12 protein-coding genes are annotated in these 12,227 nt (G+C 58.8%); 6 read left to right on the top strand and 6 right to left on the bottom strand.

All coding sequences use genetic code 11. The features are described 5' to 3' along the window. Window positions 1-98: 98 nt before the first annotated feature. The 3 genes from glyQ (at window position 99) to AB5Y50_RS11915 (ending at window position 3,883) form a co-directional block, all read left to right on the top strand. Complete coding sequence (glyQ, locus tag AB5Y50_RS11925) at window positions 99-1,022, top strand: glycine--tRNA ligase subunit alpha (protein ID WP_041212022.1); 924 nt, start codon at window positions 99-101, stop codon at window positions 1,020-1,022. A gap of 9 nt (window positions 1,023-1,031) precedes the next feature. Beyond that, window positions 1,032-3,101 carry a glycine--tRNA ligase subunit beta gene (glyS, locus tag AB5Y50_RS11920; RefSeq protein ID WP_319882919.1) on the top strand — a complete coding sequence of 690 codons (2,070 nt, stop codon included), beginning with the start codon at window positions 1,032-1,034 and terminating at the stop codon, window positions 3,099-3,101. A gap of 128 nt (window positions 3,102-3,229) precedes the next feature. Then, window positions 3,230-3,883 carry a hypothetical protein gene (locus AB5Y50_RS11915; protein WP_182935047.1) on the top strand — a complete coding sequence of 218 codons (654 nt, stop codon included), beginning with the start codon at window positions 3,230-3,232 and terminating at the stop codon, window positions 3,881-3,883. On the opposite strand, the gene AB5Y50_RS11910 is transcribed toward AB5Y50_RS11915, so the two are convergent. After that, window positions 3,827-4,438 carry a biosynthetic peptidoglycan transglycosylase gene (locus AB5Y50_RS11910; RefSeq protein WP_081332132.1) on the bottom strand — a complete coding sequence of 204 codons (612 nt, stop codon included), beginning with the start codon at window positions 4,436-4,438 and terminating at the stop codon, window positions 3,827-3,829. The two genes, AB5Y50_RS11915 and AB5Y50_RS11910, sit on opposite strands and share 57 nt — an antisense overlap. Window positions 4,439-5,233: 795 nt before the next feature. On the opposite strand from AB5Y50_RS11910, the gene AB5Y50_RS11905 reads away from it, so the two are divergent. Next, window positions 5,234-5,998 carry an EAL domain-containing protein gene (locus AB5Y50_RS11905; RefSeq protein WP_319882796.1) on the top strand — a complete coding sequence of 255 codons (765 nt, stop codon included), beginning with the start codon at window positions 5,234-5,236 and terminating at the stop codon, window positions 5,996-5,998. A 165-nt stretch (window positions 5,999-6,163) separates the two neighbouring features. Beyond that, a complete protein-coding gene (locus AB5Y50_RS11900) occupies window positions 6,164-6,937 on the top strand; it encodes a hypothetical protein (protein ID WP_288212917.1) in 774 nt (257 codons plus the stop codon). A 57-nt stretch (window positions 6,938-6,994) separates the two neighbouring features. Here AB5Y50_RS11900 and AB5Y50_RS11895 read toward each other — a convergent pair whose 3' ends face one another. Continuing rightward, window positions 6,995-7,171: a hypothetical protein gene (locus AB5Y50_RS11895; protein ID WP_158657362.1), complete on the bottom strand. Its 177-nt coding sequence runs from the start codon at window positions 7,169-7,171 to the stop codon at window positions 6,995-6,997. A 103-nt stretch (window positions 7,172-7,274) separates the two neighbouring features. On the opposite strand from AB5Y50_RS11895, the gene AB5Y50_RS11890 reads away from it, so the two are divergent. Beyond that, complete coding sequence (locus tag AB5Y50_RS11890) at window positions 7,275-7,679, top strand: hypothetical protein (protein WP_010672394.1); 405 nt, start codon at window positions 7,275-7,277, stop codon at window positions 7,677-7,679. A 93-nt stretch (window positions 7,680-7,772) separates the two neighbouring features. Here the strand turns inward: AB5Y50_RS11890 and AB5Y50_RS11885 are convergent, their stop codons facing one another. The 4 genes from AB5Y50_RS11885 to AB5Y50_RS11870 all read right to left on the bottom strand — a co-directional run. Further along, window positions 7,773-8,993 (bottom strand): aromatic amino acid transporter, encoded by a 1,221-nt coding sequence (locus tag AB5Y50_RS11885; RefSeq protein ID WP_200163957.1) that lies wholly within the window; start codon window positions 8,991-8,993, stop codon window positions 7,773-7,775. Window positions 8,994-9,187: 194 nt separating this feature from the next. Further along, complete coding sequence (locus AB5Y50_RS11880) at window positions 9,188-10,402, bottom strand: aromatic amino acid transporter (RefSeq protein ID WP_244812982.1); 1,215 nt, start codon at window positions 10,400-10,402, stop codon at window positions 9,188-9,190. A gap of 70 nt (window positions 10,403-10,472) precedes the next feature. Beyond that, window positions 10,473-11,939, bottom strand: a complete 1,467-nt coding sequence (tnaA, locus tag AB5Y50_RS11875; protein WP_319882795.1) for a tryptophanase — start codon at window positions 11,937-11,939, stop codon at window positions 10,473-10,475. Between the two features lie 24 nt (window positions 11,940-11,963). Beyond that, window positions 11,964-12,227, bottom strand: a 264-nt coding sequence (locus AB5Y50_RS11870; RefSeq protein WP_368162421.1) for a transposase, incomplete at its 5' end; no start/stop codon positions are given.

Here is a 12,227-nt window from a genome sequence, read left to right as displayed (position 1 = left end):
CTGTAATTTCGCCTATTATCCGACCATGCCAGACGGTATACTCCCTCGGTTAACATTCAGCAAATCTTGCTCTGATTTCATTTCGCGCGAAAAACACTATGCAAAAATTCGATGTCAAAACCTTTCAGGGCCTGATCCTGCAGTTGCAGGACTATTGGTCCCGCCAGGGCTGTACCATCATTCAGCCGCTGGATATGGAAGTGGGTGCCGGTACCTCCCACCCCATGACCTGCCTGCGCGCCCTGGGCCCGGAGCCCATCGCCTGCGCCTATGTCCAACCGTCCCGCCGTCCGACCGACGGCCGCTACGGTGAGAACCCGAACCGCCTGCAGCACTACTACCAGTTCCAGGTGATCATCAAGCCTTCCCCCGACAACATTCAGGAACTCTATCTGGGCTCCCTGAAAGAGCTGGGCATGGATCCCGAGATCCACGACATCCGCTTCGTCGAAGACAACTGGGAAAACCCGACCTTAGGGGCCTGGGGTCTGGGTTGGGAAGTGTGGCTGAACGGCATGGAAGTGACCCAGTTCACCTACTTCCAGCAGGTTGGCGGCCTCGAGTGCAAGCCGGTCACCGGCGAGATCACCTACGGTCTCGAGCGTCTGGCCATGTACATCCAGGGCGTGGACAGCGTCTACGACCTGGTCTGGTCTGACGGCCCCCTGGGCAAGACCACCTACGGCGACGTCTTCCACCAGAACGAGGTGGAGCAATCCACCTACAACTTCGAACACGCCGACGTGGAGTTCCTGTTCCACTGCTTCGAGCAGTACGAGAAGGAAGCCCAGAACCTGCTGGCACTGGAAAAACCGCTGCCGCTGCCTGCCTACGAGCGCATCCTCAAGGCCGCTCACTCCTTCAACCTGCTGGATGCCCGCAAGGCCATCTCGGTCACCGAGCGTCAGCGCTACATCCTGCGCATTCGCACCCTGACCAAGGCCGTGGCCGAGGCATACTACGCCTCCCGCGAAGCGCTGGGTTTCCCCATGTGTCAGCGCACAGAGAACAAGCAAGGTTAAGGAACGGACATGGCACAACATACATTTCTGGTAGAGATCGGTACTGCTGAGCTGCCGCCCAAAGCCCTGCGCTCCCTGGCCGAAGCCTTTGCCGACAACTTCAAAGCCGAACTGACCAAGGCCGATCTGGCCTTCGGCGACGTCGAGTGGTTTGCTTCACCGCGCCGTCTGGCGCTGAAGGTAAGCGAGCTGGCTGGCGAACAGCCGAGCAAGAGCGTCGAGAAGCGCGGCCCGGCCGTCTCCCAGGCGTTCGATGCCGAAGGCAAGCCGACCAAGGCTGCCGAAGGCTGGGCCCGTGGCAACGGCATCACAGTCGAGCAGGCCGAGCGTCTGGTCACCGACAAGGGCGAGTGGCTGGTTCACACCGCCAAGGTCGAAGGCCGTCCGGCCAAAGAATTGCTAGGCGAACTGGTTGCCTCTGCACTGGCCAAGCTGCCCATCCCGAAGATGATGCGCTGGGGCGACAAGACCATCCAGTTCGTGCGTCCGGTCTTTACCGTGACCCTGCTGCTGGATGGGGATCTGGTGCCCGCCCACATTCTGGGTATCGACTCTGCCCGCACCATCCGCGGTCACCGCTTTATGGGCGAGAGCGAATTCACCATCGACAACGCCAGCCAGTACCCGCAGATCCTGCAGGAGCGCGGCATGGTGATTGCCGACTTCATGGCGCGCAAGGCCAAGATCAAGGCTGACGTCGAAGCGGCCGCTGCCGCCTTCGGTGGCGTGGCCGATCTGGACGACGCCCTGCTGGAAGAAGTGACCGCACTGGTCGAGTGGCCTGTGGTGCTGACCGCCAACTTCGAAGAGAAGTTCCTGGCCGTGCCGGCTGAAGCGCTGGTGCACACCATGAAGGGTGACCAGAAGTACTTCCCGGTCTACGACAAGAACGGCAAGCTGCTGCCGAAGTTCATCTTCGTCACCAACATCGAGTCGAAAGACCCGAGCCAGATCATCAGCGGCAACGAGAAGGTGGTTCGCCCCCGTCTCTCTGACGCCGAGTTCTTCTTCAAGACCGACCTCAAGCAAACTCTGGCCTCCCGCCTGCCGCGCCTTGAAACCGTGCTGTTCCAGCAACAGCTGGGCACCGTCAAGGCCAAGGTCGAGCGCATCGAAACCGTCGCCGGCTTTATCGCCGAGCGTATCGGCGCCGATGTGGCTCAGGCCAAGCGTGCCGGTCTGCTCTCCAAGTGTGATCTGATGACCAACATGGTCGGCGAGTTCACCGACACCCAGGGTGTCATGGGGATGCACTACGCCCGTCACGATGGCGAAGACGAAGCGGTGGCCGTGGCCCTCAACGAGCAGTACATGCCGCGCTTTGCCGGTGATGCCCTGCCGTCCGGTCTGGTTGCCTGCGCCGTCGCACTGGCCGACAAGTTCGACACCCTGGCCGGTATCTTCGGCATCGGCATGCTGCCGAAGGGTGACAAGGACCCGTTTGCCCTGCGTCGCGCCGCCATCGGTGCCCTGCGCATCATGACCGAGAAGCAGCTGGACTTGGATCTGGTTGAACTGGTTGAAGAAGCGGTACGCGTCTACGGCGACAAGCTGACCAACAAAACCGTCGTCACCGACGTGGTCGACTTTATGCTGGGCCGCTTCCGCGCCGCCTATCAGGACGAAGGCATCGGTGCCGACGTGGTGCTGGCCGTACTGGCCCGCCGCCCGACCCGTCCGCTCGACTTCGATCGTCGCGTCAAGGCCGTCAGCCACTTCCGCACGCTGGATGCCGCACTGGCACTGGCTGCCGCCAACAAGCGCGTGAGCAACATTCTGGCCAAGGTCGAGGTTCCACTGCCCACTACCGTCAAACCGGAACTGCTGGTCGATGCCGCCGAGAAAGCGCTGGCCACCCAGGTTGCCGAACTGCAAGCAGAACTGGCCCCGCTGTTCGCTGCCGGTGACTATCAGGCTGCCCTCACCCGTCTGGCCGCCCTGCGCGAACCGGTCGATACCTTCTTCAACGAAGTCATGGTGATGGCCGACGACGAAGCCCTCAAGGCCAACCGTCTGGCGCTGCTGAACAACCTGCGCAACCTGTTCCTGCAAGTCGCGGATATCTCCCTGCTGCAGTGATATTGGTTGGGTGGATTGATATTAAAATGGCGCCGTAAAGGCGCCGTTTTTTTGAACACTTTATGATATTGAATATACGTTTAACTAAAGATATAGTGTTCATAATATAATTAGGATGAGCCGTAAAGATGGAACTAGCAAATATAATCGTGAGTTTTTTTCTAACCGGTGTCGTTGGTCTATATGTATCAAGTCGTTTCCAAGAGAAGAACTTTCTACATCAAATAAAGACTAATCGTTCAGAGCGAGAAATTGATAAGCTGCGTGAAATAGCTAAGTCATTAGAAAAAATGTCTGGCGAGCGCATTTATTATAGCCGCCTGCTTCTCGACTCTCTGGCTGATAAAGAATTTAAAAACGATAGTGATACATTACAACAAGCTAGGGAGGAATATAAAAAGGCTAAAGACAATTGGAATGAAAACTTAAACCCTTTATTCATAGAGCTTTACAGTATTGATATGTATGACTACGCTAGAGATATTGAAAGAAATATTCATGATAACTTTAGATATACTCACAATTCGATTTACAAATTAATAAAAGACGGTCACTCTATAGACTCTATAATTTCTGGTAAAAGACATCTTGATTCTGCTTTTACAGAAACCAGAAGAATATCTTCAGAAATCATTAAACACTCCAATAGTCGTTGGAAACAGATTATGGATGGCGATACTGAAGCTTTGGCCGAGCATAATCTAACAAAAGCTTCAACTTGGACTCTATTTCGAGCCCTCTTCAACAAGAACCCGAACGCTCTGCGCATAAGACGCTCTTGATTTAACAATTTCAAACCATTCATTTTTTGGATTTAAAGGCTTTGGTCTCAATAGCATAGCTGCAACAAATGCACTTTCATCCTTTTCTAGCATAGACAGATCTTTATTAAATAGTACATTTGCTGCTTTTTCTGCACCTATGAGACGAGAGCCAAAAAAAGCATTTTTCAAGTAGCATCGTATTATTTGTTTTTTTGTGAAATGAAAATTTACCAGCCAAGACAGTAGCGTTTCATATAACTTTCTATATATTGTCATATCTTTAAATTCGGTAATGGTTCTAACCATTTGCATATCTATAGTACTAGCACCTCCATGCTTTTTTCTTCGTATTTTCTTGATCAGCTCTCTTGCCGATGCCTTGATATCAAAACCACAATGATTCACAAATCGACGGTCTTCCAAGGCCATCACATAATGCTCTAGTTCGGTAAACTCCCCATACTTATCTGACTCGCACATTTTATGTGAAATAGATAACAGGTCTCTGTTTAAATCAATTAATAGATTTCTGAATTTTCTATAATGTCGAGTATTAAATGGTTGGGCAGTCATATTTATAACCTGTTATCACACGGATGATATAAATGAGTCTTATATTACTTCACAGATTTATTAAAAACAATCAGTTACACCTCATAGAGATAGAGTTAACCATCACATAAACTAGCTTGTATAACTCATAGAATCACGAAACCTGTAGGTTCGATTAGCCGTCAGGCGTAATCGAACGTTCGCGTAAATCAATTCTTCTGCCATAACGGCCAGCCGAATTCTCCCCTCCGGCTGGGCGCTCCTGTTGCACGGCAACAACCGCAACCAAGGCCACTCGATCGTCCGATTACGCTGCGCTAATCGAACCTACAGAAAGCGGTGGCTTGCGGAGCATGCCGGTCGGTTCCGAGCATCGAGAAACCCAACATTGACCTTGGGTTGGCATAACCCCCCCTCATCTCCAACCCTTCCCCCACAAGGGGAGAAGGGGGCAACTCGTAGGTTCGATTAGCCGGTAGGCGTAATCGGACGTTCGCGTAAATGGATTCTCCCGCCATAACGGCCAGCCGAATTTTCCACTCCGGTTGGCCGCTCCTGTTGCACGGCAACAACCACTATCAACACCTCTCGTTCGTCCGATTACGCTGCGCTAATCGAACCTACGGGGCGACGGAGGCCTACGGAGTATGCTGCTTGGTATTGATCGGTCATTGTCGAATCCATCATGGCCCCGACTTTGCCGCACAATCCGCACCTAGACACCCGCCAGCTCCAATGAATAACCTCTGCCGGCGAGAGAGGAGCTGTTATCCTTTGAGGCAATCTCTCGCGACCCCACGCCTTGAAAGGAACGTCATGGACATACCTGCCGCCCCGTCCTCCACCCTCTGCCAGCAGTGTCATGAGCAGGTGGATCTCGACTTCGACTTCACCATGGCCTTTCAGCCCATTGTCGATTGCAGCAAGCACACCATCTTCGGCTACGAGGCCCTGGTGCGGGGGCTCAACAACGAGTCGGCGCAGAGCGTGATTGACCGGGTCAACGATGACAACCGCTACCGCTTCGATCAGCTGTGCCGGATCAAGGCCATCGCGCTGGCCGCCCGCCTCGACATGCGGGGCATGCTGAGCATCAACTTCCTGCCCAATGCGGTCTATCGCCCGGAGCGCTGCATCCGCACCACGTTGCAGGCGGCCCGCGAGCATCTCTTTCCCATCGAACAGATCATGTTCGAGTTCACCGAGGTGGAACAGGTGCTGGATAACCGCCATATTCACGGCATCGTCGATCACTATCAGGCGCTCGGCTTCAAGACGGCGATCGATGACTTTGGCGCCGGTTACTCGGGCCTGAGCCTGCTGGCCGATTTTCGCCCCGACATCATCAAACTCGATATGCACCTGCTGCGCGGCATCGACCAGGACCCGATCCGTCAGGCCATCGTTCGCCACTGTCTGGCGCTGTTTACGGAGTTGCAGATCACCCCCCTGGCGGAAGGGGTCGAGACCCGCGATGAGATGGCCTGCCTGCGGGAGATGGGCGTCAGCCTGATGCAGGGCTATCTGTTTGCCCGCCCCGGCTTCGAAACCCTGCCCGAGGTGGATTTCGCCAGCCTGTGAGCGGCGCTGGCCATCTCCCTTGGTTGGCGTTCATTCGGGCAAGGCGGCACGGGAGGCGGCCTGGAGGATATCCACGGGCGGACGGCAGAAAGTGCTGGACCGGGCAACCCCCTGGGCTAGGATGGGACTGTCACCCTTTGCAACCACCGCTCTGACAGGGACACCATGGCGCAGGTTTCAGGATACCGCTTCTTCGCTCTTTCACTGCTCTTGCTGCTGGCCTTCCAGGTATGGGGGGCGCAAGGCAGGGGCAACATCACACTGGTGAGCTCCCTTGAAACCAGGGAGTCCCCCTATGGTCGCTGGCTCGATCTCATCTATCGGGATGCGTTCGCCCGCCTGGGCTATGACTTCCAGTACCAGGGCTACCCCGGGGGACGGGCCCCCCTGCTGGCAGAGCAGGGACAGGTCGATGGCGAGATCCACCGCGCCGCCAGCTACCAGCAGCAGACCCGCACCCTCCAGCGCGTGCCCGAGCCCCATTTCGCCGTCTCCTATCAAGCCTATGCCCACCAGCCCGGGATCCAGTTGCAGGGGTGGCACAGCCTGCAGGGCACCGGTTATCGGGTCGAGTTTCGCCGTGGCGCCAAGCTGCCGGAGATGATGCTGGGCAAGGTGGTGGCACCGGACCGGCTCTTTGCCATCGCCACCGCCGAGCAGGGGATGGGCAAGCTGCTCAAGGGGCGCAGTGACCTCTATGTGGAGCAGACCCTGATTGCCAGCCAGGCCCTGGCCGCCCTGACGCGCCAGGCCCCGGGCTATGCCGGCATCTACTCCGCCGGGGTGATGGAGCTGGCCGATTCTTACGTCTATCTGCACGAACGGCATCAGGATCTGCTGGCCCCCCTTGCCGGCGTGATCCGGCAAATGAAGCAGGACGGCACGGTGGCGCGCTATGAGCAGCAGGCCATGGCGGCTGAGGGCACCAGCCAACCTTAACGTCCTCTTTTTCCGCAAGCCCTCCCGCGCCCTGACCATGCAGGAGACCCGGGGCGATCAATTCTGTCGCAGAGTCATGGCCGCAGCGGGCACCCTGTTCGTCAACACCACGTTGACAAAAACGCCCCCTGTATCAGGGAACTCGCCATATAAAACCCCATCGACCTTGTGTTCATCTGACTTGCGGCCAAAAGGCACCATGTCCGTCTGTGCATACCCCAAATCTTGCAACATCCCCCGCTCCGACCGCCTCATCATTTCGATGGAGTCGCGTCATCGTTCAGGCATATCTTCCCCTCGAGGCCCGTGCCAGGGCCCGACACAGGAGCAATAGATAATGAAAAAAGCAGTAACGGCCGCCTTGCTGGCCATGATGATGGCGGCCTCGGTTCAGGCGGCAGACAAGGTGACCACGGTGCCGGTGCACTTCGCCAAAGGCGCGCACAGCGCCAAGGTTGACGGCACCTTCTCCGGTTATGACACCATCAACTACACCCTGGGCGCCAAAGAAGGCCAGACCATGACGGTCGCCATCACCGGCAGCACCAATGCCAACTTCAACGTCTTCGCGCCGGGCGCCATCCCGGGTCAGGCCGAGGCACTGGGCGGCGGCAACGTGGACACAAAATGGCAAGGCACCCTGCCCAAGTCGGGCAAGTACCTGATCCAGGTCTACCAGATGCGCGCCACCGCCCGTAAAGGCGCCAAGGTCCCCCACTCCCTGTCGGTCGGCATTCAGTAACCGACGCCAATATTGCCTGTGTGACAAGCAAGAAGGAGCCCATGAGGCTCCTTCTTTGTCATTGTGTGCTGGCACTGCGACCCGGGTAACGGCTCAGCCCTTGTAGGCGGGCAGCAGGTCCACCATGTTGAGCAGGTGGAAGGCGGCGGTCAGCACGCCGAACAGGATCACCAGGACGATCATGAAGAGGCCGCCGGGGGCGCGGAAGCCCTCGCCACCGTCTTCGCGCCGGGCCGCCCGCACCTTCCAGGCCAGCAGAGGCGGGATGATGCAGGTCCACAGGGTCGCCACGGCGCCCGCATAGCCGATGGCCACCAGGAAGCCGAACGGGAACAGCAAGGAGAGCACCAGGGGCGGCAGGAAGGTCACCGCCCAGGACTTGGCGCGGCCACCGCGGCTGTTGTCGAACTTGAACAGGTCCGCCAGGTAGTCGAACACCCCCAGCCCCACCCCGATGAAGGAGGAGAGGATGGCCGCCATGGAGAAGGCGTTGAGGGCGCTGGCCACCGCCTTGGACTCAGTTACCGAGCCGAGCGCCTTGAGCAGGGCGTCCACGTTGCCCCCCTGTTCGATCACCGGGCCGAACTCGCTGCGCGGCAGGTTGCCAAAGACGCTCACCAGCCAGACGCAGTAGAAGGCGAGCGCGATCAGGGTACCCCCCAGGATGGCGCGGCTGGCGAGGCGCTCCTCGCCGTAATAGGCGCGCATGGAGGAGACGGAGTGGTGGTAGCCGAACGAGGTGAGCGCCACCGGCAGCATCACCAGGGCATAGGGGGCATAACTGACTTCACTGCCGACCCGGTCGAGCAGCAGGTCGAGGCGCACGTTCATCGACAGGCCGGAGATGCCGAAGGCAAAGCTCAACCCCATCAGGATCACCAGCAGCACGGAGATGCGGTCTACCGCTCGGGTGGAGTGCCACACCAGCAGGGAGAAGGCCAGGGTGAACAGGATGGAGGATACCTGGCTGCCCATCCCCGTCATGCCGTCGATGATGAGGCCGGCCGAGGTGATGTAGGCGTAGAGCAGGATGCCGCCGACGAAGTAGACGCTCAGGTTGTTGAGGGCGTTGACCTTCTCCCCCAGCAGATCCCGGGTCACGGTATCGAAGGAGACGCGCAGGGGATAGCCCCGATAGGATTCCAGCAGCATCCAGCCGGAGACCGTCATCACCACCATGGTCAGCGCCACCGCGAGCATGGACCAGAGGGTCCAGGCGCCCGCCCCCGCACTCGGCAGCCCCAGCATGCCGGCTCCCACACAGACGCCGGCAATGATGCATGCCCCGCCCACCAACGATGGTTTCTGTTCCATTACTCCCCCAAACGGATTGTCGACTGGTCACGGCACACCGCCGTGCTTCTCCTGCGTTCGCCAGTGCTGGCGCCGGGGGACTTTACCCTGCATGCCTTCGGGTATCAAATCCGGAGGGAAAATGGGGGAAACAAACTGGATCCTGCGCCCCGTCCAGACATGTGTTGGACGGGGCCAGGTTCAGACCACTCGGGTCATCCGCTGTAGACGGGCAGCAGGCCCGCCATGGCCATCAGGTGGAAGATGGCGGTAAGCACCCCGAAGACGATGACGGCCACCACCATGGGCTGGCCGCCGGGAGCCTTGAACCCCGCCTCGTCCGGGGCCAGCTCCCGGGACTTCTTCGCCAGCAGGGCCGGGATGATGCAGGCCCAGACGGTCGCCGCGGCCCCGGCATAGCCGATGGCCACCACGAAGCCGAACGGGAACATCAGGGAGAGCGCCAGGGGGGGCAGGAAGGTCACCGCCCAGGACTTGGTGCGACCGGCGCGGCTGTTGTCGAACCGGAACAGATCCGCCAGATAGTCGAACACCCCGAGCCCCACCCCGATGAAGGAGGAGAGGATGGCCGCCATGGAGAAGAGGTTGATGGCCTGGGAGACCTGCCTGGACTCTATCACCGAGGCCAGCGCCCCGAGCAGCACATCCACGTCGCCCCCCTTGGCGATGACGGGACCGAAGGCGGGGCGAGGCAGGTTGCCGAAGATGCTGAGCAGCCACAGCAGATAGAGCGCCAGCGCGATCAGGGTGCCCCCCAGGATCGCCTGCTTGGCCCTCTGCTCCTCGCCGTAGTAGGCCCGCATCGAGGCTACCGAATGGTGGTAGCCGAAGGAGGTGAGCGCCACCGGCAGCATGGCCAGGGCGTAGGGGGCCTGTCCCAGCTCCTCGGCAAAGCTGTGGAACAGCATGGCGGTGTCGATCTTGCTGGCGAGCCCCGAGACCCCGAACACGAAGCTCAGCACCATAAAGGCGATCAACACGACCGAAATCCGGTCCACCGCCCGGGTCGAATGCCAGACGAACCAGGAGAAGACCAGCACGAACAGGACGGAGGCCAGCTGATTGTCGATGCCGAGCAGACCGCCGAGGATCAGCCCCGACGAGGTGATATAGGCATAGAGCAGGATGCCGCCCACAAAGTAGACGGTCAGGTTGTTGAAGACATTGATCTTGTGACCGAGCAGATCCTTGGTCACCGAATTGAAGGAGGCGGTCAGCGCATAGGGTTTGAAGGCTTCCAGCAGCATCCAGCCGGAGACCGTCATGACGACCATGGTGAGAATAATGGCGAGCGATGACCAGGTGGTCCAGGCCCCGGCTCCCGCACTCGGCAGCCCCAGCATGCCGGCGCCGACACAGACGCTGGCAATGATGCAGGCCCCCCCGATGACGGACGGTTTTGATGTCATGTGTGTCACTCCCGAAACTTCACAAAGCTGTGAAAAAAAAGGGCACAGAAAAATCTGTGCCCCTGACTCGTTATGCTTCTATTAATTTTTTCTGCGCCTTGCCGGCTGCCTGGTCGTTATGCTCGACCTCTTTCAGTCTGGCGGTGAAGTGGCGCAGCACCGCCGGCTCGTAAATGAAGTCGAGCCCCTTCACCCGATGGGCGTTCTTCTTCACCTCGCCAAACGCCTCGATGACAAAGTCCATGTGGGTCTGGGTATAGGTGGCACGCGGAATGGACAGGCGCAGCAGCTCCGCCGGGCAGGGGTGCTGCTTGCCGGTGGCGGGATCGCGCCCCAGCAGCAGGGAGCCGATCTCCACCGCGCGGATGCCGGCGACCTTGTAGAGCTCGCAGGCCAGGGCGTGGGCCGGGAACTGATCCGCCGGGATGTGCGGCAGCAGCTTGCCCGCATCGACGAAGGCCGCATGACCCCCCGCCTGCTGGCACACCACGCCGATGGCTTCCAGGCCGTCCACCAGGTACTGCACCTGGCCGATGCGATAGGCCAGCCAGTCCTGGCGCATGCCGTCACGCAGACCCACCGCCAGGCGCTCCATGGCGCCCCCTTCCAGGCCGCCATAGGTCGGGAAGCCCTCCTGCACCACGCACAGGGTGCGGCACTCGGTGTAGACGTCCAGCATGCTGTCATCCTTGAAGCACAGCAGCCCCCCCATCTGCACCATGGCATCCTTCTTCGCGGACATGGCGAGGCCGTCGGCGTACTTGTAGGACTCTTTGGTGATCTCCTCGATGGTCCAGTCGGCGTAGCCGGGCTCGCGCTGCTGGATGAAGTAGGCGTTCTCGGCGAAGCGGGCGGAGTCCATGATGACCGGGATGTCATACTTCCTGGCGATCTCGTAGACCGCCTTCAGGTTGGCAATCGACACCGGCTGGCCGCCGGCGGAGTTGCAGGTGATGGTGCTGACGATGTAGGGCACGTTGGCGGGGCCCGCCTCCAGGATGGCCTCTTCCAGCTTCACCAGATCGAAGTTGCCTTTGAAGTCGGCGGTGACCGAGGTATCGAACGCCTCCCTGGTGTAGACGTTCTTCGCCACGCAGCAGTTGATCTGGGTGTGGCCCTGGGTAGTGTCGAAGAAGTAGTTGGAGAGGGCCACCATCTTCTTGCGATCCAGCCCCTTCTCCTGCTCCCGCTTCTTGATGAGCACGGGGATGTAAATCTGCTCGGCGCCGCGCCCCTGATGAGTGGGGATGGTCAGGGAGTAGCCGAAGATCTCCTGCACCGCCTGTTGCAGGGCATAGTAGCTGCGGCTGCCGCTGTAGGCCTCGTCACCGCGCAGCATGGCGGCCTGCATGTCCTGAGTGATGGCGCCGGTGCCGCTGTCGGTCAGCAGGTCGATGAAGACGTCTTCGCTGTCCAGCAGGAAGGGGTTCATGCCCGCCCGGACAATGGCCTCTTCCCGATAGGCACGGGTGGTGCGCTTGACCGGCTCGATGACACGAATACGGAAGGGTTCGGGCAGATGCTTGAAGTTTTCCATAATAAATAACTGATCCCAATAGTGCTACACCTTCGCTGTGCCATAGCCATTCCCCGGGAAAGGAGACACGGTATCCATGAAGTGTTTCACTCGGGCCAGCAGGTTTGCCATCCCTCTGCATTGATGATTGCGCGTGATGGTTTCATGTAACTTGTGCCATAGCCGTTCTATGTGATTAACCCAAGGGCTGTAAACTGGCTGGAACACCAGGCAGAACTTGGGATTCTTCTTCAACCATCGCTCGGTCTGTTTGCTTTTGTGAATGATGTAGTTATCGAGGATCAACGT

Source organism: Aeromonas sp. s6 (assembly GCF_040907815.1).
Classification (GTDB): Bacteria; Pseudomonadota; Gammaproteobacteria; order Enterobacterales; family Aeromonadaceae; genus Aeromonas; species Aeromonas caviae.
This window is presented reverse-complemented; position numbering and strand designations above follow the sequence as displayed.

Bases quoted from the DNA above. Each gene is read 5' to 3' on its own strand.
- glyQ (WP_041212022.1), top strand. From the start codon at position 99: ATGCAAAAATTCGATGTCAAAACCTTTCAGGGCCTGATCCTGCAGTTG.
- glyS (WP_319882919.1), top strand. From the start codon at position 1,032: ATGGCACAACATACATTTCTGGTAGAGATCGGTACTGCTGAGCTGCCG.
- AB5Y50_RS11915 (WP_182935047.1), top strand. From the start codon at position 3,230: ATGGAACTAGCAAATATAATCGTGAGTTTTTTTCTAACCGGTGTCGTT.
- AB5Y50_RS11910 (WP_081332132.1), bottom strand. From the start codon at position 4,438: ATGACTGCCCAACCATTTAATACTCGACATTATAGAAAATTCAGAAAT.
- AB5Y50_RS11905 (WP_319882796.1), top strand. From the start codon at position 5,234: ATGGACATACCTGCCGCCCCGTCCTCCACCCTCTGCCAGCAGTGTCAT.
- AB5Y50_RS11900 (WP_288212917.1), top strand. From the start codon at position 6,164: ATGGCGCAGGTTTCAGGATACCGCTTCTTCGCTCTTTCACTGCTCTTG.
- AB5Y50_RS11895 (WP_158657362.1), bottom strand. From the start codon at position 7,171: ATGTTGCAAGATTTGGGGTATGCACAGACGGACATGGTGCCTTTTGGC.
- AB5Y50_RS11890 (WP_010672394.1), top strand. From the start codon at position 7,275: ATGAAAAAAGCAGTAACGGCCGCCTTGCTGGCCATGATGATGGCGGCC.
- AB5Y50_RS11885 (WP_200163957.1), bottom strand. From the start codon at position 8,993: ATGGAACAGAAACCATCGTTGGTGGGCGGGGCATGCATCATTGCCGGC.
- AB5Y50_RS11880 (WP_244812982.1), bottom strand. From the start codon at position 10,402: ATGACATCAAAACCGTCCGTCATCGGGGGGGCCTGCATCATTGCCAGC.
- tnaA (WP_319882795.1), bottom strand. From the start codon at position 11,939: ATGGAAAACTTCAAGCATCTGCCCGAACCCTTCCGTATTCGTGTCATC.